At 38.5% G+C, this 23,616-nt stretch carries 23 protein-coding genes; all 23 read right to left on the bottom strand.

What is annotated here, in order from left to right; genetic code table 11:
• Position 1: 1 nt before the first annotated feature.
• Positions 2 to 913, bottom strand: a complete 912-nt coding sequence (gene rapZ, locus HMPREF1477_RS09220; RefSeq protein ID WP_016476617.1) for an RNase adapter RapZ — start codon at positions 911 to 913, stop codon at positions 2 to 4.
• A gap of 11 nt (positions 914 to 924) precedes the next feature.
• Positions 925 to 1,737 carry a Cof-type HAD-IIB family hydrolase gene (locus HMPREF1477_RS09215; protein ID WP_016476616.1) on the bottom strand — a complete coding sequence of 271 codons (813 nt, stop codon included), beginning with the start codon at positions 1,735 to 1,737 and terminating at the stop codon, positions 925 to 927.
• Between the two features lie 107 nt (positions 1,738 to 1,844).
• A complete protein-coding gene (locus HMPREF1477_RS09210) occupies positions 1,845 to 3,107 on the bottom strand; it encodes an S-layer homology domain-containing protein (RefSeq protein ID WP_016476615.1) in 1,263 nt (420 codons plus the stop codon).
• Positions 3,108 to 3,666: 559 nt separating this feature from the next.
• Entirely contained in the window at positions 3,667 to 4,929 is a 1,263-nt protein-coding gene (locus HMPREF1477_RS09205; protein ID WP_005383021.1) for an S-layer homology domain-containing protein, read from the bottom strand.
• A gap of 462 nt (positions 4,930 to 5,391) precedes the next feature.
• Positions 5,392 to 6,663 (bottom strand): putative porin, encoded by a 1,272-nt coding sequence (locus HMPREF1477_RS09200; protein ID WP_038148158.1) that lies wholly within the window; start codon positions 6,661 to 6,663, stop codon positions 5,392 to 5,394.
• Positions 6,664 to 6,845: 182 nt separating this feature from the next.
• Positions 6,846 to 7,418, bottom strand: a complete 573-nt coding sequence (gene lepB, locus HMPREF1477_RS09195) for a signal peptidase I (protein WP_005376582.1) — start codon at positions 7,416 to 7,418, stop codon at positions 6,846 to 6,848.
• Positions 7,419 to 7,428: 10 nt separating this feature from the next.
• Positions 7,429 to 8,298: a YitT family protein gene (locus HMPREF1477_RS09190; RefSeq protein WP_016476613.1), complete on the bottom strand. Its 870-nt coding sequence runs from the start codon at positions 8,296 to 8,298 to the stop codon at positions 7,429 to 7,431.
• A complete protein-coding gene (locus HMPREF1477_RS09185) occupies positions 8,291 to 8,815 on the bottom strand; it encodes a hypothetical protein (RefSeq protein WP_016476612.1) in 525 nt (174 codons plus the stop codon). The genes HMPREF1477_RS09190 and HMPREF1477_RS09185 overlap by 8 nt, the downstream gene beginning before the upstream one ends.
• Before the next feature lie 96 nt (positions 8,816 to 8,911).
• Positions 8,912 to 10,120 carry a DUF3084 domain-containing protein gene (locus tag HMPREF1477_RS09180; RefSeq protein WP_016476611.1) on the bottom strand — a complete coding sequence of 403 codons (1,209 nt, stop codon included), beginning with the start codon at positions 10,118 to 10,120 and terminating at the stop codon, positions 8,912 to 8,914.
• Positions 10,121 to 10,165: 45 nt separating this feature from the next.
• Entirely contained in the window at positions 10,166 to 11,257 is a 1,092-nt protein-coding gene (locus tag HMPREF1477_RS09175; RefSeq protein WP_005376634.1) for an LptF/LptG family permease, read from the bottom strand.
• Between the two features lie 8 nt (positions 11,258 to 11,265).
• Positions 11,266 to 11,985 (bottom strand): LPS export ABC transporter ATP-binding protein, encoded by a 720-nt coding sequence (lptB, locus tag HMPREF1477_RS09170; RefSeq protein ID WP_005376602.1) that lies wholly within the window; start codon positions 11,983 to 11,985, stop codon positions 11,266 to 11,268.
• 13 nt (positions 11,986 to 11,998) lie between these two features.
• Positions 11,999 to 12,718, bottom strand: coding sequence for an LptA/OstA family protein (locus HMPREF1477_RS09165; RefSeq protein ID WP_005376608.1), 720 nt, complete (start codon positions 12,716 to 12,718; stop codon positions 11,999 to 12,001).
• A 15-nt stretch (positions 12,719 to 12,733) separates the two neighbouring features.
• Positions 12,734 to 13,270, bottom strand: a complete 537-nt coding sequence (gene lptC, locus HMPREF1477_RS09160; protein ID WP_005376610.1) for an LPS export ABC transporter periplasmic protein LptC — start codon at positions 13,268 to 13,270, stop codon at positions 12,734 to 12,736.
• Entirely contained in the window at positions 13,257 to 14,189 is a 933-nt protein-coding gene (locus tag HMPREF1477_RS09155) for a lysophospholipid acyltransferase family protein (protein ID WP_016476610.1), read from the bottom strand. Before HMPREF1477_RS09155 ends, lptC begins: the two co-directional genes overlap by 14 nt.
• A 14-nt stretch (positions 14,190 to 14,203) precedes the next feature.
• Positions 14,204 to 14,725 carry an HAD family hydrolase gene (locus HMPREF1477_RS09150; protein WP_005376638.1) on the bottom strand — a complete coding sequence of 174 codons (522 nt, stop codon included), beginning with the start codon at positions 14,723 to 14,725 and terminating at the stop codon, positions 14,204 to 14,206.
• Complete coding sequence (locus HMPREF1477_RS09145) at positions 14,725 to 15,696, bottom strand: SIS domain-containing protein (protein WP_005376628.1); 972 nt, start codon at positions 15,694 to 15,696, stop codon at positions 14,725 to 14,727. Before HMPREF1477_RS09145 ends, HMPREF1477_RS09150 begins: the two co-directional genes overlap by 1 nt.
• A gap of 12 nt (positions 15,697 to 15,708) precedes the next feature.
• Positions 15,709 to 16,527 (bottom strand): 3-deoxy-8-phosphooctulonate synthase, encoded by an 819-nt coding sequence (gene kdsA / locus HMPREF1477_RS09140; RefSeq protein ID WP_005376564.1) that lies wholly within the window; start codon positions 16,525 to 16,527, stop codon positions 15,709 to 15,711.
• The gene (gene kdsB / locus HMPREF1477_RS09135; protein WP_005381737.1) at positions 16,528 to 17,259 is read right to left on the bottom strand and encodes a 3-deoxy-manno-octulosonate cytidylyltransferase; all 732 of its coding nucleotides are present in this window, start codon (positions 17,257 to 17,259) and stop codon (positions 16,528 to 16,530) included.
• 44 nt (positions 17,260 to 17,303) lie between these two features.
• Positions 17,304 to 18,416, bottom strand: a complete 1,113-nt coding sequence (gene lpxK, locus HMPREF1477_RS09130) for a tetraacyldisaccharide 4'-kinase (protein WP_016476609.1) — start codon at positions 18,414 to 18,416, stop codon at positions 17,304 to 17,306.
• 39 nt (positions 18,417 to 18,455) lie between these two features.
• Complete coding sequence (locus HMPREF1477_RS09125; protein WP_016476608.1) at positions 18,456 to 19,760, bottom strand: 3-deoxy-D-manno-octulosonic acid transferase; 1,305 nt, start codon at positions 19,758 to 19,760, stop codon at positions 18,456 to 18,458.
• Positions 19,761 to 19,762: 2 nt separating this feature from the next.
• Positions 19,763 to 21,493 (bottom strand): lipid A export permease/ATP-binding protein MsbA, encoded by a 1,731-nt coding sequence (gene msbA, locus HMPREF1477_RS09120; RefSeq protein ID WP_005376614.1) that lies wholly within the window; start codon positions 21,491 to 21,493, stop codon positions 19,763 to 19,765.
• Positions 21,486 to 22,628 carry a lipid-A-disaccharide synthase gene (lpxB, locus tag HMPREF1477_RS09115; protein ID WP_016476607.1) on the bottom strand — a complete coding sequence of 381 codons (1,143 nt, stop codon included), beginning with the start codon at positions 22,626 to 22,628 and terminating at the stop codon, positions 21,486 to 21,488. Before lpxB ends, msbA begins: the two co-directional genes overlap by 8 nt.
• A complete protein-coding gene (locus HMPREF1477_RS09110) occupies positions 22,628 to 23,464 on the bottom strand; it encodes an LpxI family protein (protein ID WP_016476606.1) in 837 nt (278 codons plus the stop codon). Before HMPREF1477_RS09110 ends, lpxB begins: the two co-directional genes overlap by 1 nt.
• Between the last annotated feature and the right edge of the window lie 152 nt (positions 23,465 to 23,616).

Genomic DNA, 23,616 nt, shown 5'->3' with positions numbered 1-23,616 from the left:
TTTAATCCCCTAGATCTGCTTGATGTGGATTAAAATCTTCTTCCACATTATTCTTCATCATATCCCGATGTTCCACCGTGACACGATAACCTTTTTCTAATAAATGAGCATACAAAGCCTCTGCCATGGCAACAGAGCGGTGCATACCGCCTGTACAGCCAACGGCTACAATAAATTGAGCTTTGCCTTCCTTCTCATAATTAGGCACAAGGAAATCCATGGTATTAAAATAGTGTGTTTTAAATTCATCCGTTACGTCAAAGGAGTGAATATAGTCGTTAACAACCTGTACACGTCCCGTTTTATGACGGTATTCTGGAATATAGAACGGATTTGGCAAGAAACGAACATCCCAAATCATATCTGCATCCAATGGCAAGCCGTATTTAAAACCAAAGCTCACAACAGTTATGGACATGCCGTGTTTATCCGCCACTTGAGTAAAGCGTTTTTTCAAGTATTCCTTTAAGGATGCGGTTTTCATATCCGTTGTATCGATAATATAATCCGCTTTGTGACGCACAGAATCTAGAATTTGACGTTCTTTTCTTAGGCCTGTTGTAATACGACCACTTGGTGCGAGCGGGTGACTACGGCGAGACTCTTTATAACGACGAATCAAGGTTTCATCACTAGCATCCATGAAAACGATTTCATAATCTACCTTCATCTCATTCAAGGTCTCTAACGAAGCAGACAAAGCTTCAAAGAATTCACCGCCACGAATATCGACAACGAGGGCCACACGATTGGTGCGGACCCCACCTTGACGACAAATTTCACTCAGTTTTGGAATTAATACAGGCGGAATATTATCTACACAAAGGTAGCCCATATCTTCTAATGCCTGTAATACCTGTGTTTTTCCAGCACCAGACATGCCGGTTACGATTAATAAACGAAATGCTTCCATACCTTACTCCATTATAATAAATGTTCTTCAATCCAATGAGCTACGCCGTCTTCATTATGATGCCCACATACCTCACAGGCTACCAATTTTACATGATCCACAGCATTTTCAACGGCTACTGAGTACCCCGTTTTAGATAACATAGATATATCGTTCTCTGCATTGCCAAAGGAAATGATATGTTCTAAACCAATTCCATATTGCTGTGCTAACTGCTCTAACGCATCGCCCTTGGATACATGAGGTGCAATGATTTCTAAAAAATCCTTTTGGCTCCGCACTAACGTAGCCGTATCACCTACAATGGGCGTCAATGTATCAATGATAGAATCTATGTTTTTAACAGTATCTATAGCAATTAATTTATTCGGCTCTCGTGAAAGTTCATACAACGAATCGCCTAAAAATTCAGCTTTAGCCCCTGTTTGACGTTCATATACATCCGATTGCCAATCCTGATGATGACACAATAGATGATCATCTACATATGACTGAATATGCCAACCATATTGACTTGCTATTTTCCAAATCCGTTGTACCGTATCTAATGGCACAGTCCGTTCAAATAGCTTACGACCTGATTCTAATTCTTGGATGAGGCCTCCAGAAAATAATATCATCGGCACATTACCAAGCTGCAATGAAATGCCAACAGGCTTTGCCGTTTGGTACATGCGCCCCGTTGCAATAGTGATACGAATGCCTTTCTCTTGCAATTGATGCAATACATCCTTAGTATACTCTGACACCGTATTATCACTGCGCAACAATGTCTCATCACAATCGATGGCCACCATCTGAATATGTGAAAAAGAAGGATTCATCAGCAGACCTCCTTATATAATTACTGTATTTATCTATTATACCATTTATAAGGGGTACAAAAAAAGAGACTCCCGAAGGAGTCCCTTTTATATTTGTAACTATCAAATTAGAATTTGTAGTTAAGTTCTGCACGGTAGAAGTCAGCTTTGTCAGTTTTAGCGCTGTCAGCTGTTTTCCAGTCGAAGCCGTAGTATGCGGACAAGCCAACGTTTGGTTGTAATGCATAGTCAACGGAAGCCATCCAACCTTTAGCGTTTTGGATGTATTTGTGGTTCCAAGTGGAATCGAATACAGGTGCGTTTTCTTTAGCGTTGAAGTATTGACCTTTAACGTCCCAAGAACCTTTTTTAGCGATGCTGTAGTCGCCAAAACCAATGCCTGCAGTCCAAGCTGTGGAGTCTTTAACGTTAGAAGCTTTTACCCATTCGCCACCAACCCAAACTTTGTCAAAGTTAGTGTTAGCATTGAAGCCATATACGTTTTTGTAAACGTTATAGTTTGCGCTACCGCCATCTTCAGCTTTAACACCTAAAGCTTTGCTATCGTTGAAACGAGCGTAGAAACCGCCTACATCAGCGTGTTTACCTACTTTACCATTTAAGCCCAAGTATACTACTTCAGCATTAGCATCTTTATCTACAGAAGCACCAGCTGTAGTTTTTACGTTGGAAGAAGTCAAGTAACCATAAGCAGCTTGGAAAGCAACTTTATCGTTACCAGCATTGAATTGAGCACCATCGAAAGTGGAGTCATATGCTAAACCAGAACCAAATGTTTGACCGAAACGACCAGCTTTAGCGGATACGCGTTCGCCAAATTTATGGTTTACATATGCACGATCCAAGGAAACTGCAGTGGAACCATTAGCATCACCAAATGTGTAAGCACCTTTGATACGAGCTACTGCTTCAGTGCGATCGTTTACTTTTGCATTGAATTGGATACGAGCACGACCGTTAGTATCGGAGGAAGCATGTTCTTGGTCTTCCCATTTAATACGCATATCGCCAGTTACTTTTACGTTACCAACGCGGTCTTCCAAACGAGCTACACGAACGCCCAAGTTGTTCAATTCGTTGGAGAATTCATCAGCCAAACGGTTGATCATAGCTTGTTGTTCAGCGTTAGCGCGGTCTTGGTTAGCCATAGCTTTAGCTACCATTTGAGCCATTTCGTAACGAGTGATATCGTTTTGGCCTTTGAAAGTGCCATCTGGATAACCGTTAACGATACCAGCAGCTGCTAATTGAGAAACTGCTTGGTATGCCCAAGAATCAGGAGTTACATCGGAGAATGGGTTAGCTGCGAATGCAGTAGTTACACCCAAAACTGCTGTTGCTGCGAAGATTGCTGCGAATTGTTTTTTCATAGTTGAATTCCTTCTTTCTGAAAAATAAGAATAAAATTGTTTTCACAAGTTGCGATTCACAATTCATTCTAATTTCAAGATTTAGAATTCTCTTGGGAGTGTCCACGTTTCCTCACCATAATTCTTCATCGAGATTTCAGTATGTTTTGCTTACCGCCTCTTGTTGCCATGATATTAGCACGAAGAAATTTTGATGTAAACCCTTTTTTCTCATTTATATTCTCATTTAAAAAAATTTATTTTTTAAAATCTTGGAAAAGTTAGATTTTATCTAATTTTATTACAACTCAAAAAAATCAAAATTTTATACAAATTTATCCATTTTTTCTTATAATGATATTTATTCTCATCATTATTATTAATTCTTACTTATTAAATACATTTCAATTATTTCTATTTATTAATATAGCTTCATGTTTGAGTCATTTTATACTCATACTACATATTGCATGTAACCATTTTCATATACAAAAAGGAGCCCTCTAAGGAGGACTCCTTTATATATACTATTATATGTTATTAAGAGATGGTTTTCATAATAGTGTTATTTGATTATCAATTAGAATTTGTAGTTAAGTTCTGCACGATAGAAATCGGATAAGTCTTTACCGCTTTGGTCTTTAGAGTTGAAACCATAACCAGCGCTTAAGCCTACGTTATCTTGTACAGCATAATCAACTGTTGCTACATAACCTTTATAACCGTTATTTGTATTAGTTAAGTCATATGCTTGATCCCAAGTGGAGCTTACGATTGGTGCATTAGCTTTTTGGTTGAAGTATTGACCTTTCACATCCCAAGTACCTTTCTTAGCGATGTCGTAGTTACCATAACCTACACCAGCTGTCCAAGCTTGAGAATTAGCTACGTCAGAAGCTTTCAACCATTCACCGCCAACCCATACTTTATCTTTGCGGAAGTCCGCATTGAAGCCGTATACGTTTTGATGATCATTTGGAGTTGCTACACCATTATGTTTTAAATTGCCGCTAGACAATCTGGAGTAGAAACCACCAACGGAGGATTCTTGACCGATTTTGCCTTTAACACCTACATAAGATACAGATGGGTTATCAGATTTAGCATTGCCTTCTGCAGCGCCTTCCATCATGTAACCATAAGCACCTTGTACTTGGATTTTATCGTTACCAACGTTTAATTGAGCACCGTCGAATGTATCATCGTACATTAAACCGCCACCAATTGTTTGGTTGAAACGACCAGCCTTAGCGGATACGTTTTGACCAAATCTGTGATCTACATACGCACGGTCAATTTTAGCAGTTGTACCATTGGAAGCATCACCGAATTCATAGCCACCTTTAACACGAACTACTGCATCAGTTTTATCATTTACTTTTGCATTGAATTGAACGCGAGCACGGCCATCAGTTAAGGATTTGCTACCATCTTTGTAAACGCCTTTGTCTTCAGAGCCTTGATAACGGATACGAGCATCACCAGTAACTTTTACATTACCTACACGGTCTTCCAATTTAGAAACGCGTACGCCCAAGTTGTTCAATTCATTGGAGAATTCATCTGCCAAACGATTAATCATTGCTTGTTGTTCTGCATTAGCTTTATCTTGGTTAGCCATTGCTTTAGCTACCATTTGAGCCATTTCGTAACGAGTGATATCGTTTTGACCTTTGAAAGTACCATCTGGGTAACCATTAACGATGCCAGCTGCTGCTAATTGAGATACAGCTTGGTATGCCCAAGAATCAGGAGTTACATCGGAGAATGGGTTAGCTGCGAATGCGCTTGTTACACCTAAAAGAGCTGTTGCTGCAAATACTGCTGCGAATTGTTTTTTCATAATAGATTCCTTCTTTCTGATATAGTCTTTTTGACTAACAAATTTAGAAAAAAATATATATTATCAGAAGACCGTACATCTAGTTATGATCTATATAAGAACATCCTGATGAGTATCCACGTTTCCTCATCTTCTGTTCTTGTATATCACCACAACTGGGTGTGTTGTCTTTCTGTGATGTCAATATACATCCTGTCAACAAATTTGTAAAGAATTTTATGCAATTAAATATGATGAAATTTCTTTCATGAAATAATTTTATACAATAAAATCAGTATTTATCTATATTTATCAAAATTAAATTTTACAAAATTTCATTTTATTTAAGTATAAAATAATGTATTTTAAGCTATTATACTATGCCAATTAATATGTAAAACTAATAAATATATTTTCAATTAATCAATTATAATAAAAAATAAGACCTATCATCTCTGATAGATCTTATTTCATAAGCATTAATTAGAATTTAAATAACAAGTCTGCACGATAGTAATCATTTACCTTATGGCTTTCTTGTGTTTTGGCATGGAAGCCATAATATGTTGTAATACCTACATTTTTTTCTGGTGCATAGGACGCACTAAGCTGCCATGCTTTATAGCCTTCATGGCGAGTCTTACCATATAAGTCATTACCTTCATATTTTTGTGTTTTGAATACAGGAGCATTCTTTTCTTGATTGTAATAATCAAGAGCTACACGCCAGGAGTTTTTCTTAGTGATTTTGTAGTCGCCCCATTTAACGCCTACGTTCCATACATCACTATTGTTAAGACCTGTTGCAGTCACCCACTCAGCATTAGTTGCGAATTTGCCACTATTGTATTGTGCATTAAAACCATATACATTGTTAAAATCATTAATAGTTTTGCCATTACCCATTTTAACGTTAGTAGTACCTACATGAGCAAACATACCACCTACATTTAAGTGTTTATTTACTGGTGCACTAAGGTTAATAAGCGCCATTTCAGTATTATTATCTTTAGAGGCCTTACTAAATCGACCTAGTGTTGGGTAACCATAAGCGGCATTTACTTTTACTTTTCCAACTTGTGTTGTATACCCAATACCATCAAAGTTACTAGAATAAATTAAACCATCACCAAAGCTTTGTGTATAGCGACCAATATCTACCATATGATTCTTGCCAAATTTGTGCTCCACATAAGCTAGATCAAAAGACATAGTATGATCTTTTGCTGCATCACCAAGTTCAATAGATCCTGTCGTTAATCGCGCTTTCACAGATGTATTCTTATTAACTTTAGCATCCATATTCAAACGTACACGAGCTGCAAATTTACCTTCCGAATCTAGATTATCAATTCCTTCCTTTTCAACATAGTTAATACGAGCATCCCCAGTAAACTTAACATTCCCTACACGGTCCTCTAAGGCGGCTACGCGTACACCCAAATTAGACAATTCATTAGAGAATTCATCAGCTAAGCGATTAATCATCGCTTGTTGCTCTGCATTAGCACGATCTTGGTTTGCCATCGCTTTAGCAACCATTTGAGCCATTTCAAAACGGGTAATATCCTTTTGGCCCTTAAACGTACCATCTGGATATCCATTAATGATGCCAGCACTAGCTAATTGCGATACGGATTGATAGGCCCAGCTATCAGGTGTTACATCAGAAAAAGGATTGGCAGCAAAGGCTGTCGTTACGCCCACAACAGATAATGCGGCAACTGCTAAAGATAGATTTTTCTTATTCATCATCTAAACCTCTCTATAAAAAATTCACATAACATAAAAATAATATCAATTTTCAATATCATTGTAAATGATATTGATTATATAAATCATTCATTGTTATATGTATAAAAGAGATAGATTGCAAGCATTATAGTATTGAGCTGTAACACTTAAGGCCTTAGATTTCTATATATTTTTATTATCTGTTATAGGGCATATTCTACAAAACCTAATACATGATCTACAGGTACAGGTCCGATGAATCGACTATCACTCGAGTGATTTCGATTATCCCCCATTACAAAAATATGTCCTTCAGGTACTACAACAGGTGTAGAACGGCTATAGTTCATTGTCGGATCTTTTGTATAAGGTTCTTGTAACTCTTCTCCATTACGCCATACGTGACCATCTTTAAACTCCAATGTATCACCAGGTCTACCAATCACGCGTTTTACCCACACATCATTTGTTTGAGCAGATTTATCGATAACACTAACATAGTTCATCAATGGTTCTTTCACATCATCCGTCCATGTACGTTCACGGTTCACTCGACTATCAATGATAACGATTTGACCATAATCAGGTACATCACGCATAATATGTTGCCACTTGGTAACAATTAAATATTGACCATTATGTAACGTATCCTCCATGGATTCACCGGATACCCGTGTTGGTTGTACGATAAAAATATGAATGACCATTGCAATAACTAGCGCCAATACAATGGCATATATCCAATCTAATGTTTCTTTTACAAATTTATTATTCATTAGAGCCCCCTTAATGTCCACTCTTAGTAAAACGTCCACCAAATACATCGTGTACATCTTGAATGGTTATAAATGCTGATGGATCCACTTCATATACAGCATCCTTCAAACGCGTAATCTCTAAACGAGTTACAACTGAATACAATGCATGCTTAGGTGTTTTCAAATAACCACCTTCACCATATAATATGGTAACGCCTCGATTTAGTTTTGCATTTAATGTATCCGCAATTTTCTCTGAATTCTCTGCATCAGTAATAATCATAACACCCTTTGATTCCTCAAGGCCTGTAATTGTAATATCGATCATTTTATAGGCGATAAAATAGGCTACTAAGGAATACATAGCACTATCCCAACTATATACAAATCCGGCAGCCCCTAAGATGACTAAATTCATGGCCATTACAATCTCGCCTACAGAAAATGTAGTTCGTTTATCAAAAATAATAGCTACGATTTCCGACCCATCTAAGCAGCCCCCATTACGTATAATAAGGCCTACGCCAATACCAAGTATGATACCACCAAAAATGGCGCCTAAAAAAGGATTGGTTGTAATCGGAGTAAATTCATGGGCAAAGGATGAAAATATAGCCATCCAAACGATAGAAAACAATGTAGATATGGTGAATACCTTGCCATTAATGCGATAGCCAATATACAAGAATGGAATATTAATTAATACTACAAATATACTAAACGATATCCCCGTAAGTTCAGCTGTCATCAAAGATATACCAACAACGCCACCATCGATGATATTATTTGGCACTAAAAATAGATCTAGGCCCACCGTATAAATCAGGGCCCCTATAATCATCCAAATACATCGCAGTAGTATACTGGACCAATGTATCTTTTTTATCACATTACTCATGTGCATCTCCTTCATTATATAATTTTTTAATTGCCGCTAAACGTTTAGCTTCTAAATCCTCTTCTACTTTACAGTCTTGAAGTTTATTATAATCCTCTTCCTTCAATTGTTTAGTATATCGCTTACCAATGACATAGGCTGTTAAGTCATCTACTGGTTCAGGTGGAAATTGCATGCCTTTTGGTACGAATCTACGCCAACCGGTAGGCGGATTATATTGCCAATATAATTTCCGAGCCTCTTCTGTGCTATGGGATTCATCAATCAAACTCGTCGTAATTTTATGATTGCGCCCAATTTGTTGTATAGATGGATACAAATGCTTATGATTGGTACCATTACCACATACGATATGATGTACACCAAGATAAGTACTTAATATACTTTCAAAGGAACCATTAAATGTCTTAGTTTCTACAATGGTTTGATATATTAGCTCACCTGCTTGTGAAAGAATAGCTACGCCGGTCTTTTCATTCCCCGGATCAACAGCGGCTATATACGATATATTATTCATACTATTTTCCTCATTCCTCAATACAATAGTTATATTTTATCACAAAATAAAAGACCTATGTATTAAATCTTAATACATAGGCCATTTATATAGAAACTAATTTGATTTTATAAGTTTACCCGTATCTGTCATCTGTGTAATACGCAATTTAATGTGTACAGGGCCAGATGAATATGTATCACCATCGGCATAGGCCTCTACATATACCTTGCCATGTAGCATGCTAATGCGACGTATCGCGGAAAATAATTCATCTCCAGGTATTGTACCAATATCACCGGACAAGGAATCTGGTATAACTCCTTTAGACTTAGCCTCTTCATTGACTTGTTTCAAGAAACGAAGCATATTGACTTGAGCATTACTACCACCATCGATAACAGACGTAGCAATCACGTCACCTGATTTATAAATAAATTGTTGTGGATACACGTGAATCGTCGCAACTGCTGGTTCACCAGCAATGATATTACCAGCTGCCACCACTTGAATAACCATAGGCGTTTTGGATTCTTCAATTTTAGAAATGGCAACCTCTATATTTTGACGGTCTACATATACAACAGATTCACCATGATCTTCAACACCTAAGCGACGAAGAACGAGTTTATTTGTATCTTCCACAATACTATTAACTGCATCACGTGCTTCATTAGGGGATAACCCATTACGCACTACTGCCTGTGCTAATAATTGGTCTACTTGGAATAAAATCGTGCCTTCTCTAAGATGAATAATCCCAGTTTTTAACTCTTCTTGTGTTTTCTGTAAGTCCGCAATATGTTTTTCCATACTAGCCCGTGTAGCTTCCAAGGCAGCTAATTTTTTAGAGGCCTCATCATAGGAGGCTTGTAATGCAGATAATTCTGCCTCTGTAGCAACCTTTGCAGCCTCTGCATCAGCTAATTCTTGACGGCTTTGTTCAACCTCTTTGCGAATTGTTTCAATCTCAGCCATACGATCTGCTAATTCTTTTTTATTAGCTTCCAATAGGGCTTTACCTCGTTCTAATTCAGCATTTTTAGCAGCTACCTCTGCTGTTAGCTGATTCATATCTGCCCGCAATTGATCCATCCCAAAGAGAGCAGTACGTACACTTTGCGATGTAATTGTAAGAACGCCAACCGTTGCGGCTGCAACGAGTAGACCTGTTACAATCGTTACAATAATCGATGTATGCTTAGGACGCAATCCAAAGAGGGACATTCTACGCTTACCGACCTTTGTTCCTAGTTTATCACCCATATAGGCAATAAGCCCGCCCATGATAGCAATGATAACGAGAATCTTTAATCCTACAAGCATGGCGTCCCTCCTTTCAAAATTAATTGTAATCCAACATACTATCTATTAGCGCGAAACACGCCAATTTAAATATAATCCGGCAATGATACCTAATGTATCAGGAATCATTGCGGCCATCCACGTTGGTAATGCACCACCCTTACCAAGAGCTCCGGCAAAGGTCATGACACCATAGTAAATAAAGATGATTAAAATACTGATACCAAATCCGATAGACGAACTAGACCGTTGTTTTTGTAAGCCCAACGGTGCGCCTACTAAGGCAAATACAAAGCTTGCCAACGGAATGGTAAAACGTTGATACATTTCCATTTCTAGTTTATTAGAATTTGTATATGCAGCTTTATATGCTTTAATTTGATGACGCAATTCTTTAATCGTCAATTCTTCTGGTTTACGTTGATCTTGTTGTACTTCATTTGGTGAAGATTTAATTGGCAATACTTGTTCTTTAAACTTCATTGTCCGCTCTACACCTTCACCGGCAGATACGTCATAGATTATACCGCTATGCATGACCCATACTTGGCCATTCCATTCAGCATTTTCCGCATTTTCTACCTGTTGTAGTTCACCTTTATCATTGAATTGTTGCACCGTAATCATGCTTAATTTTTTACTTTCACTATCATAGTGTTTAGCATACATCAAGGTACTAAGATTGTCACCATTCATAGATTTTAGCACGATATGATTTTGCGTTTGTGGCGATGCATTCTTCATAATTTCTTCGCGCACAATTGTTTGATACATATTGTTTGTACGTGGTACGACAAATTCATTAAATGCTACGGCACCAATAGAAATAAGCAACGCTAAAATATATACAGGCATTGCAAGTCGTAAGAAACTTAGGCCACCAGCCCTCATAACTACGATTTCACTAGTACTACTTAGTCTGCTGAATGCCATCAGTGAACCAAGCAATACAGACATAGGGAATGTCAATAAAATAATGCTTGGCATAGCTAAAAAGAAAGCTTTCATAACGAGTAGTAGAGGAGCACCATATTCTGTTATATATTGAGCAATGCGGAATAACGTACCTGTACCAATGAAAATACTGGTAAAAGCAAATACCCCAAATAGGAATGGACCTACAAAGGCTTTTAAAATATATTTATCTAATAAGCGCATGGTCCCTCCTATAATTTAAAATTGTTACCTAAATAATGTTCACGAGCGATTGGATTATTGGCAATTTCATCAGGTGTACCTTCCAATAGGATTTTACCTGTGCTTAGAATATATGCCTTATCAACAATGCCTAATGTTTCTCGCACATTATGGTCTGTAATAAGAATGCCGATTCCTCTATTTTTTACCTGTAAAATAATTTGTTGAATATCGGCAACTGCAATTGGGTCTACGCCGGCAAATGGTTCATCCAATAAGATAAAGTTCGGTTCTAAAGCCAAACAGCGAGCAATCTCTACACGCCGCCGTTCACCACCGGATAGTTGCATCCCCTTACGATCTCGCACATGACCAATATTAAATTCATCAATAAGAGAGTTTACAATTTGATCGATTTCATCACGATTTTTATTTGTTGTTTCCAACATGGCACGAATATTTTCCTCAACAGTCATAGATCTAAAAATCGATGCCTCTTGGGGTAAATAACCAATGCCTTCCGCTGCCCGCTTATACATCGGTAACATCGTGATATCCTTACCATCAACTGTAATAATACCTGTCGTCGGTTTTTCAATGCCTACAATCATGTAGAACGATGTAGTCTTACCAGCCCCATTAGGCCCCAATAGCCCCACGACTTGTCCTTTTTCAACATGAAGACTTACACCATCTACTACATTCCGACCATTAAATGTTTTGACTAGGTTCTTAGTTTCTATATACATACATTAATCCTTACTAGTTCGGTGTGATAACTAATGTACTACGTCCGCCTAATGTTTCCGCAGAGTTATCCTTCAAGTATAATTTTAACTCAGGCGCATTCAACACATTGCCATTTTGTACTGCATGTGCTGAGCCAGTAAGCAATACAACCCCATCATTTTGATTAGGCGTTTGCGTATATGTAGCACGATCTGCCGAACCAGATACATTTTTATCTGGATTATTAAATGTTACACCACCTTGTGCAACGGCGCGAATTTCTTTCAACCAACCTTCTACTTGGTTACCTGTCAATGTAGTGCCTTCTGCAATTAATTTAGCATTTCCCACTACCTTACCATATTCAGTATCAGAGTTGTACTCAACAGAGTCACCAAAGATTTGGCGATCATCCCGTTGCAAATGAACATCCCCCTCTGCACTGAACTGGTTATCATTTACACTATGTACAGATTGTGCTGACATGGACATATTATCACCAATCATAGAAACGCCACCTTCTAGGGATGCTTCACGAGTTTTAGTATTGTACCATCCATTCGCACCAGTCATCGTTTTATCTTGTTGTGTAATTACTACATTACCAGATGCCTCTGCACGACCTGTATTACCATCATAGGATAATGTATCCGCACTAATGGTCAACGGACCTTCATTGGCAGCCCAAGCAGTAACAGATAGCATCATCATTGCTGAGATTACAGCTAATCCCATATATTTTTTCTTATTCATCGCAATTCCTCAACTTTACTTTTTCGTCAATTTAGCATGACCAATCGCTTTGATTTGTTTCAACGACATATTACCTTCTAACTTATCACCAGTTAAGGTAATATCTTTTGAATCATAAGTGAAAGCCGTTTTTGATGTAAGCATTTTAGTTTTGTTATCAAAATGTAATGCATCGGTCTTAAAATTAGCCCCTTCCGTATTGGTAGCTGTTACACCACCATCAATATCAAGGGAACTATGATCGCCAGACAATACAGCATGAGGTGCCGTAATCGTTGTTGTCACATCATCTTGATAGAAAAGACCCTTTAAATTAGTGAGTACAATCGATTTTGAACGAGGGTCATACTCGATTTTCTCTGCAGATAGGGCCCATACCAACTTACCATCCTTCTCTTCTTGAAGCTCGGCACCTTGGAAATTCACCAGTTGCCCATTATTAGCCCCTTTAGAAGAAGAGTCTCCAGAGTCGTGCAAAATGAACGCGATTAGACCAACTAGAGCAATGACGATAGCCACGACAATAGCGATTAATTTTTTATTGTTTTTCATGTGCTCTCTCCCGAATCTCTAGTTTCTTATCATAATCAACGATTTCGCTCATCTTAGTCATCCATCGATGTTGGAACCAAATCCACTCATCAGGATGTTCACGAATAAAGTCTTCTGTTACGCGTACACACTCTTCTGTCAACGTATACATATCTACATCATCATCGCCACTATTATTGTAATGTAATGGTGGCAAGATATGAACAATATGTCCGCCTTCAGGCTTTCTAGATGTAAAAATTGGTACTACAGGAGAACCGAATTTTTTAGCAAATGTAGCCGGTCCTACAACAGCAGAAGAAGGTTGCCCTAAAAATGGCACCGGTAACCCGTGAATATATCCATCTTGATCGGCCAAAAAGCCCAACAATTTCTTCTTTTTCAATGCTTTTGCAGCAGAAACTATTTCATTACCACCGCTGGCAAACACATCGAGGCCAACCATTTCACGATATTCATTCATAAAGCGTGTAAATTGTGCATTAGGTTGTTTTTTTACAATAGTTGTAGATGGATAACCATGTGCAGCTAACGCAGCCCCCATCCATTCCCAGTTGCCTACATGCCCAGTAAGAACAATGACGCCTTTATCTTCTTTAATAGCATTATCCAAATGCTCTACACCGCGCATTTCGATATGCTCATTAATAAATTTCTTAGTCAAATTCGGCATATACAGAATTTCCATAACGCTTCGACCTAGGTTTTTGAATAGCTTTTCAATTAAAGCCTCTGCCTGTTCGTCATTCATATTCATGCCAATTTTTATATTTTTAATGCCTCTTAGCTTTTGCTTTTTTGCAATAACTCCATACAGGGGTCCTAAGCTAGCACCTATGAGCAAAATGAGCTTATACGGCAGTCGACATACAAGCCAACTGATTCCCTTAACGACATGGTATTGCCATTCATTATTCATTCTGCTCACCTCCTTTATTGACCATGGTTATGAGCCTCCATAGCATAGTCTTTTACGACTGAATCCCACATGTTTTGAGCTTTTAAAATATATTCAACAGCATCTCGCACGGCACCAGATCCACCATTGTGATTTGATACAAATTGAGCCAATTCCTTAACCTCAGCCGCCGCATCTTGAGGAGCCATCGGCAAGCCTACGAGAGATAAAGCCCCTAGGTCATTTAAATCATCACCCATATAAGCTATATGCGCCAACTCAATATGATGGCTTTCACATAGAGAACGTAGAGCCTCCGTTTTATTAGCATGCCCCATCAATAAAGCATCAAATTTTAATTCCTTAGCACGCCGTTCCACCATAGGCGATGTGCGAGCCGTTATAATGCCTAGTGAAATCCCTGCTTTATGAGCAGCAGCTAGACCTAATCCGTCTCTTGCAGAGAAGGCCTTTATTTCTTCACCACTCGATGTATAGATTAATTTTCCATCTGTTAATACACCATCAACATCGAGGATAATCCACTTAATATTCATTACACGATGCCTCGACGAAGTAAGTCTGTAATATGAACAATCCCCATTGCATGGCCTTCTTCATCTACTACAGGTAGTACTGTAATAGGACGAGGTTGATTTTTTTCCATTACATGAAGTGCTTCAGCAGCCAATTTATCCTTTGTAATAGTACGTGGCATATTCGTCATCATATCTTCAACTGGCCACTCTAAGAAGTTGCTACCAGAATCAAGACCGCGACGCACATCACCATCAGTTACAAGGCCGATTAAATGACCATCTTCATCGATAACGCTAGTGGCACCAAGTCCTTTTTCTGTCATGACAAACAAAGCATCACGAACGGTTGCCCCTTTGTGTACAACTGGATTATCTTCACCACCATGCATAATATTTTCAACAGTCAACAATAACCGTCTTCCAAGTGAGCCACCTGGATGGAAAACAGCGAAGTTTTCCGGCGTAAAATGATGACGCTCTAGTAAACATACCGCCAAAGCATCGCCCAAGGCCAATGCTACTGTTGTACTTGTAGTTGGTGCCAATCCTAACGGACATGCTTCGCGTTCAACTTGCGCCAATAATACAACATCGGAATTTTTAGCCAATGTAGATTCAGGTTTTCCTACAACGCAAATCAATTTAGCACCTATGCGGCGCAATGAAGGCAAAATACCAATGATTTCACCTGTTTCCCCACTATTAGAAAAGGCAAGTACCACATCATCTTCAGTAATCATACCTAGATCGCCATGAACACCTTCCCCTGGGTGCATAAATAATGCTGGTGTACCTGTACTCGCTAATGTAGCAGCAATCTTACGACCAATGTGTCCAGATTTACCCATGCCAGTACATACAACACGACCTTTACATGCAAGAATCATGTTAACAGCATTTACAAAACTTTGATCTAATGTTGTTATTAACTGTTCTATCGCTTGTGCTTCCTCATGAAGCACTTGAGCGGCCTGTTCTAAAATATCCAATACTATCGCCCCTTATCGTTTAACGATTTTATCAATAGCTACTAAGTCTTTTAATAAGTCTTCGAATTGATTTAAATATACCATGTTTGGACCATCGGAAAGCGCTTCTTCAGGATTATCATGTACTTCAAAGAATAAACCATCTACACCACTAGCAACAGCGGCACGTGCCAAATTTGGCACAAATTCTCGATTACCACTGGATTTTGTACCAGCCCCACCTGGTAATTGCACACTATGAGTAGCATCAAAAATTACTGGATAATCAAAGGAACGCATAATAGGGAATGATCTCATATCTACAACGAGATTATTATAGCCAAAGCTAAAACCACGTTCTGTAAGCATGAGATTTTCATTGCCCGATTCTTTCATTTTATTAAGAACATTCTCCATATCTTTTGGAGCCATGAATTGACCTTTTTTTACATTTACGCATTTGCCCGTTTTAGCAGCACCGTAAACTAGGTCAGTTTGACGACATAAGAATGCAGGAATTTGAAGAATATCCAATACTTCTGCTGCTGGTTCAATTTGTTCAATAGAATGGATGTCGCTAACAACTGGTACATTCAATTCTTTTTTGATGGACGCTAAAATTTTTAGACCTTCTTCTAGGCCTGGACCACGGAAAGAATTGAAGCTAGAGCGATTAGCTTTATCAAAAGAAGCCTTAAATACATAAGGAATGCCTAGGCGTTCACAAATTGCTTTAGCCTCTTTGCCAATTGCCAATGTGCGGTCGTAATCTTCGATTACGCATGGGCCTGCTAATACAAACAGCCCTTTACCGCCACCAATTGTCATATTACCAACGTTTACTGTTTTCATTTATTTCTCCTCTTGCTCGAATATTTCATTTACACGAGCTAAGTCTTCTGGTGTATCAACACCAACAAATCGTTTATCTGTAGTAATGACGCGAATGGAAAATCCATTTTCTAACGCTCTCAATTGCTCTAACGACTCTGTTTGCTCTGCTGCAGTAGGCTCCATCTTTGCATAGTCTAATAAAAATTGACGGCGATATGCATAAATGCCAATATGCTTTAAAGGAGCATTAACAAAATCATGACGTGGATAGGGAATTAAGGAGCGGGAAAAATACATCGCATCATTTCGTTTATTAAGGATAACCTTCACCGCAGAAGGTTCATCATACTCTTCTTTTAATAAAGGGGTTGCTACTGTAGCCATTTGTAGATGTGCATCATCTTCAAAAAGTTCTCCTAACTGATCGATTAAATGCGCATCAATCATAGGTTCATCACCTTGTACATTGATGATAACATCTAGGTCGGTATATTGTTGTGCTACTTCAGCTAATCGGTCAGTTCCAGTCGGATGATTGGCATCAGTCATAACAACCGTACCACCAAAAGATTTAACCGCATCATATACGCGTTGATCATCAGTAGCCACAATAACAACTTGTGGTCTCTTCGCCTGTGTAACACGTTCATAAACGCGTTGAATCATAGGTTTACCCGCGATATCTGCCAAAGGTTTTCCTGGCAATCTCGTGGAACCAAATCGAGCTGGAATCACACAACCAATATTCACAATAAAACCCCATTTCTTTTATTTGCGTATCTTATTATTATACACTAAATCTCTAAATTTTCTATGAATTCTTGTTTTCCAGAGATGAATTCAATACCTATGGATAGCACTAGAATCGGTATTTTCAAGTCTTCAATTGTATGCAACTGACTTAATTTAACAGCATCTTTTTCAGTAATCATAATCGCCTTAGCTTGATGAGCAAAAGCTTGCTTCCAAATTTCTACCACATCATCATCCGAAAAATCATGATGATCACCAAAACCCATTGTATGTACTACGTCGTAGCCACAGCCTTCCAGCGTCTTCGTAAAGGATTTAGGATTACCGATACCACTTACGGCCATAATAGGTAAATCGACATCAGTACCAATAGGATGTCCTTCATCACCATTAGCCCATGCCTCAAGTGTATAGACTGCACGTGGTTTATGAATGGTCTCATAAACAGGCTTTTGTGGCGCCATCCGAGCTAATCGTTTTCTAAGTGCTGCAACCAATCCTGGATCAACTTGATCTACTTTTGTAAGCACAATAATATCAGCTCGTGCAAGGCCCTCCATAGGCTCACGTAATAATCCTCTTGGCAATACATGTTCATAGCCAAAAGGATTCGATGCATCGATTAATACGATATCCTTATCTCGATGCAACGCTCGATGTTGAAAACCATCATCCATTACAAGATAATCAGCACCTAACTCTTCAATTGCTATACGTGCCGATTCTATACGATTACGACCAATAATCACACTAGATTTTGGTAGCACTTTCGCTAATAGCCAAGCCTCATCTCCACTTTCCTCTGGCTCTACTAAAATAGATCCATGCTTGGAAATAATTGTATTTTGACTATTATCTTTAGCTCTATAACCACGACTCAATACAGTTGGATGAAAGCCTTTCTGTCCTAAAATATCACAGATAAGTCTAACCATTGGAGTTTTACCAGTTCCACCAGCTGTTATATTACCAACACTAATTACAGGTACCGATACTTTTACAACACCTTTATTTACATCAAACTTTGCGTTACGCATAGTAACAGCTTTTTTATATCCCTTACTAAGAAGTGATAACCCAGCCCTGGCTACATCGCCTAAGATAGATTGATCTTCGCCGCTTACAATGCTCTTAAAAATATCTTCACCATTCATAGTAGGCACCTCCTTCCGTATCGATTACACCAATATTTCTTAAGGAATAATATGATGTGATTCAAATAGTTGACGTAATTCTTGCGTATTGCGACGCGTTGCACCACGATTTTCACTGATAATATCTAAGCAATTCTGCCCCATTTCTTTCGCTAATTCAGGGTGTTTACAGAGATGTAAAATCATAGTAGTTAAATCTTTTTGATTTTTAACTTGCTCACATGCATGTCTAGAATGTAAGAGATTAAAAATTTCCTTAAAATTAAACATATGCGGGCCCACAATAATAGGTTTTCCATGAGCAGCTGGTTCTAGAATATTGTGTCCACCTGTTTTAACAAGAGAACCGCCTACGAAGATGATATCACCTAAGCTATATAAACGGCCAAGTTCCCCTATCGTATCAAGTACTACTACAGGAATTTCCTTATGCACCGGTTCGGTCATATCACTACGACAAATGGCTTCCAAACCATAACGTTTTGCTAAGGTCTGTACATCATGGCCTCTATAAATCTCACGAGGCGCAATAAGTAATCTTGCATTAGGATACTCTACTAAAACCTGTTTAAAAGATTCAAATACGGCTTCATCTTCACCCTTGTGTGTACTGCCTGCCACGATAATAGGATGATTATGACCAAATCCAAATTCGTCTAACAAGGCTTGCTTTTCTTCTTCGGATACTGTTGCATAGGTTTGATCATACTTCATATTGCCAGTAACAGTGATTTCATCAGGGTTCGCACCAAGCTGTGCAATATATTCTGCATCAAAATTTGATTGCATACAGAATCGTTCGATAGAGCTCAACATTTCCCGCGTGAAAGCACTAATATAGCGATAGCGTTTCATACTGCGATCGGAAATACGACCATTCACCATCATAACTGGAATCTTTTCAGACTCTGCGATACGCAAGAAATTTGGCCAAATTTCTGTTTCTACTAATAAAATAGCAATCGGTTTAATGATATGCAAAATTTTACGTGTTAAGTACGGTAAATCTAAGGGGAAGAAAATTATGCCTTCAGCTTCCGGTATAATTCGATGTGCCATCGCATGACCTGTGGCCGTAACGACAGATACAACGACTACCGCTTCTGGAAACTCTCGTTTAATTTCTTTTACAAGAGGACTCGTTGCAACAATCTCCCCAACTGATGCAGCATGAATCCATATCGCACGACGTCCTTCTATTTTTTTTAATAGTGTAGCAGGCATATATCCTGCACTTTGTTTTATACGCTCATAAAAACCATCTTCAAAAGCAAGACGATATAGGATAACCGGAATTAGGCCAATCCAGTAAAATATGAGCAATACATTATATATCCAGTACATGTTTATCCTTTATTAGAGAACTGAACGGAATAAAGATGATTATATAAACCATTTTCCAAGGCTAATAGTTCTTGGTGAGTTCCCTTCTCTACCAACTTACCTTGATTTAATACAACAATTTGATGTGCATTTTGTACAGTGCTCAAACGATGGGCAATAACAAAGGCTGTACGACCTTCCATCAAGCGGTCTAACGCTTCTTGTACAAGTTTTTCACTTTCTGTATCAAGAGCAGACGTAGCTTCATCGAGAATTAAAATCTTAGGATTCTTCAAGATAGCACGTGCAATTGCAACGCGTTGACGTTGACCACCTGATAACGAACTACCTCGTTCACCTACAATAGTATCGAGGCCATCAGGCATCTTATCCACAAACTCTAATACATTCGCCGCCTTAGCTGCTTCGTAAATTTCTTCATCACTCGCATCTAAGCGACCATATAAAATATTCTCTTTAATGGATGCATTAAATAAAACTGTTTCTTGTGGTACTAACCCAATTTGATTACGTAACGATTTAAAGGTTACGTCTTTAATATCTGTACCATCAATTGTTATAGATCCACTCGTCACATCGTAGAAACGAGGCAATAGATTGGCTAATGTCGTTTTTCCTGCACCAGACGGTCCTACTAAGGCTACGCTTTCACCAGCCTTAACAGACAAGTTAAAATCACATAATGCCATTTTTTCACCATCGTAGGAGAAACTAACGTGATTAAAATCTACATCGCCTTTAATATCAGGCAATTCTATAGCGTTTTCTTTTTCCACTACATCAGCTTTTGTATCTAAAATATCAAACACACGGTCAGCTGCAGCCAACGCTTTTTGGATATTACCATAGACTTGGCTCAAACGCTTAACAGGATTTGATAGGTTAATAGCATAAATCAAAAATGCTATTAAGGAACCAGCTGTAATCGTTCCTGTAACTACGGAATAACCACCATACCACAGGATAACAGCCACTGCAATCGCTGCAGAGAACTCAACCATAGGACTTAATAAGCTAGTCAATTTAGTGGCTTTAATAACGGCATTAAAGTTATTTTGATTTTCTACTTCAAAGCGCTTAACTTCAAAACCTTCGCGGGCAAAAGATTTTACGACGCGAATAGCGGAAATCACCTCTTGTAAAAGAGCTGTAATATCAGCGATACGACCTTGTACATCATGGCCAGCTAAACGCAACTTTTTACCAAATACATTTATGATAATCAGCACCATTGGTACCGTAATAAATGTAACCAGTGTTAACTTCCAATCGATGAGCAACATGGAAACTAAAGAACCAATCAAGGTAACGGACTCTGTAATGAGAGATATTAGATTATCTACTACTGCTGATTGAAGAGCAGATACGTCATTTGTGAGATTACTCATGATGACGCCAGTTTTACGGCGATCAAAATAGGATAAGGACAAGCGTTGTAAATGCTTAAAAATTGCTTCCCGTACATCGATGATAACCCGTTGACCGATATAGGACATATTGTAAGTTTGCCCATATGTGGCAAAGCCACGAATTAAAAATATCAAAATGATGGCCCCAACGATGAGATTGAGCATAAACATATTTTTATCTTGTAATACTTGGTCAACGACGTTTTTGATTAGCCATGGTACTACGAGATATGCTGCAGCTGCTACAATCATGCAAAATACAGCAAATATCATTCGTTTATAATAGGGTCTCACAAAATACAATAAACGTGAGTAACTATTCATTAGTTTTCTCCTTACCTAGGTCATAAATCAATTGAGCCACGCGATTAACAGCACCTGACTCACCTAGTTTTTCTTTGACGTTGCGCAATTCGGAGCGCATATGTTGATTAACTTGCAAATCATCTAGTAGAGGTAAGACGGTATTCACTATAGCATCTACAGAAACATCATCTTGCAATAATTCAGGAATGACTTCCTTGCCGGCTACAATATTAGGCAACCCTACATGCGTAAGATTTACGACCATCTTACCGATGCCATATGTAATAGGCGATACCTTATATAATAATACAGTTGGCAACTCCATCATCGCTGTTTCTAGTGTAGCAGTGCCCGATGCAGCTAAACATACATCACAGATTTGCATCAAATCATAGGTGTAGTCTTCCGTAATCGTTACAGGGACATTTCGTTCATTGATGAAAGCTTCTAATTCACTGCGCTCAATCGTATGAGCACGCGGTAAAAAGAACTGCACATCTTCGTGAGACTGTAACAAACGTTCCCCACTTTCAAGCATTACATCCAAGAGGGATAACACCTCTTGTTTTCGACTGCCCGGCATCAATAGAACGCGTTTTGCTTCTGGCCTAGCCCCAAAGTAGTCCATCGCCTCCTCCTTAGTCATGGATGGATGCACGATATCTACTAATGGGTGCCCCACAAATTCTACGTCACAATTGAACTTGCGATATGCTTCTGCTTCAAACGGAAAAATAGAGGCCACCTTTGTAACAAATTTCTTAATCGTCTTGCCACGGCTACTATGCCAAGCCCAAATAGTAGGCGCTATATAGTACAATACAGGGATTCCTAACTGGTGAGCTACTTCAGCCAATTTCATGTTGAATCCCGGATAATCGATACATACGAGTACGTCCGGTTTTTCTTTCAACATAACCCGTTTTAAATAGGTGCGTAATTTAAAGAACTTTGGCAATGATTTTATGATTTCTACGATGCCAATAACGCCGAGATTTTTGATATCATATACGATACGAACGCCAGCTTGTTCCATCAAGGTGCCACCCATACCGAACATTTCTATATTGGAATCTATTTGTGAAAGCGCTTTGGCCACGCTAGCGCCATGTGTGTCTCCAGACGCTTCGCCAGCAGAAAACATAATTTTCATCATAGTTCCTTTCTAGCATCTACAAATGCTTGATCTACAGCACAAATAATAATACTATGGCGATTAGCCATTTCTAGTACATCTTCTTGTTGTACAAATATCGTCTTTTCAGCCTCTACAGCCAAAACATTACAACCACTATCAATCATGGACATTAATGTCTTAATACCTACAGCAGGCACATCAAAGCGAACATCTTGATTTGGTTTTTCAGTCTTAACGACTACGGCCTCACCTCTACCGAGTTCACCACCGCGCAATATGCATTTATCCGTTCCTTCAATAGCCTCAATAGCCATTGCTGCTTTATGCTTTACTACTACAGTTTGACCAATATCAAGCTTGCCCATCTGTTTAGCCAATTCAAAGCCGAAACAAATATCCTGCCATTGTTCTTCTGTCGGTTGTCGTTTGGTCAACACCCCAACCTTAGGCATGAACGGTTTCAAATACACAGTTTGATCTAGAACAGAAAAACCTTCTCGTTCGATTTCATCAACAATAGCGAGCATAATAGTATCATCTTTACGATTTTTCAATCGTTTAAGAACACCCAAAGTTTTTAAATCAGGGAAGGATAAGCCTTTATATAAAATTTCCTTTGTTACCTTCCCGAGCATAGTAAGCTCAGTAACGCCCTCTTTTTTCAAGGTTTTAAATATTTTGCCTAACTTAGCCACACTAATGTTGTAAAAAGAATCCGCTTCTTTCTCTAATATGGGATCTGTATCAGGCACAACTCCGATGACTACAACTTGATGCCCCAACATATGAGCAGCCCGCATGAACTCAACAGGTAAAACGCCAATACCTGCAATTAAACCTACCTTTGCCACGACTATACCTCCTATGTGAAGCCTTATATGGTCCACAATTTTTCGTCAAATCATTTGTTTTGAGTATAATTTTAAGACATACTCATATACACTATATTGTACTATAAATCACGCCATTTTACTATAATTTCAACGCTTTTCTAGCTATAAAC

The sequence above is a fragment of the Veillonella sp. HPA0037 genome (assembly GCF_000411535.1).
In the GTDB taxonomy this organism is placed as follows: Bacteria; Bacillota; Negativicutes; order Veillonellales; family Veillonellaceae; genus Veillonella; species Veillonella atypica.
Note: the sequence above shows the minus strand (reverse complement) of the source record. Positions and strands in the feature narration are given on the sequence as shown.

Bases quoted from the DNA above. Each gene is read 5' to 3' on its own strand.
- lpxK (WP_016476609.1), bottom strand. From the start codon at position 18,416: ATGAATGGTGAAGATATTTTTAAGAGCATTGTAAGCGGCGAAGATCAA.
- HMPREF1477_RS09185 (WP_016476612.1), bottom strand. From the start codon at position 8,815: ATGAATAATATATCGTATATAGCCGCTGTTGATCCGGGGAATGAAAAG.
- HMPREF1477_RS09200 (WP_038148158.1), bottom strand. From the start codon at position 6,663: ATGATGAATAAGAAAAATCTATCTTTAGCAGTTGCCGCATTATCTGTT.
- HMPREF1477_RS09175 (WP_005376634.1), bottom strand. From the start codon at position 11,257: ATGCGCTTATTAGATAAATATATTTTAAAAGCCTTTGTAGGTCCATTC.
- HMPREF1477_RS09150 (WP_005376638.1), bottom strand. From the start codon at position 14,725: ATGAATATTAAGTGGATTATCCTCGATGTTGATGGTGTATTAACAGAT.
- msbA (WP_005376614.1), bottom strand. From the start codon at position 21,493: ATGAATAGTTACTCACGTTTATTGTATTTTGTGAGACCCTATTATAAA.
- HMPREF1477_RS09180 (WP_016476611.1), bottom strand. From the start codon at position 10,120: ATGCTTGTAGGATTAAAGATTCTCGTTATCATTGCTATCATGGGCGGG.
- lepB (WP_005376582.1), bottom strand. From the start codon at position 7,418: ATGAATAATAAATTTGTAAAAGAAACATTAGATTGGATATATGCCATT.
- kdsA (WP_005376564.1), bottom strand. From the start codon at position 16,527: ATGAAAACAGTAAACGTTGGTAATATGACAATTGGTGGCGGTAAAGGG.
- HMPREF1477_RS09165 (WP_005376608.1), bottom strand. From the start codon at position 12,718: ATGAATAAGAAAAAATATATGGGATTAGCTGTAATCTCAGCAATGATG.
- HMPREF1477_RS09125 (WP_016476608.1), bottom strand. From the start codon at position 19,760: ATGTACTGGATATATAATGTATTGCTCATATTTTACTGGATTGGCCTA.
- lptC (WP_005376610.1), bottom strand. From the start codon at position 13,270: ATGAAAAACAATAAAAAATTAATCGCTATTGTCGTGGCTATCGTCATT.
- HMPREF1477_RS09155 (WP_016476610.1), bottom strand. From the start codon at position 14,189: ATGAATAATGAATGGCAATACCATGTCGTTAAGGGAATCAGTTGGCTT.
- HMPREF1477_RS09210 (WP_016476615.1), bottom strand. From the start codon at position 3,107: ATGAAAAAACAATTCGCAGCAATCTTCGCAGCAACAGCAGTTTTGGGT.
- lpxB (WP_016476607.1), bottom strand. From the start codon at position 22,628: ATGAAAATTATGTTTTCTGCTGGCGAAGCGTCTGGAGACACACATGGC.
- lptB (WP_005376602.1), bottom strand. From the start codon at position 11,985: ATGTATATAGAAACTAAGAACCTAGTCAAAACATTTAATGGTCGGAAT.
- HMPREF1477_RS09205 (WP_005383021.1), bottom strand. From the start codon at position 4,929: ATGAAAAAACAATTCGCAGCAGTATTTGCAGCAACAGCTCTTTTAGGT.
- HMPREF1477_RS09190 (WP_016476613.1), bottom strand. From the start codon at position 8,298: ATGAGTAATGTGATAAAAAAGATACATTGGTCCAGTATACTACTGCGA.
- HMPREF1477_RS09215 (WP_016476616.1), bottom strand. From the start codon at position 1,737: ATGAATCCTTCTTTTTCACATATTCAGATGGTGGCCATCGATTGTGAT.
- rapZ (WP_016476617.1), bottom strand. From the start codon at position 913: ATGGAAGCATTTCGTTTATTAATCGTAACCGGCATGTCTGGTGCTGGA.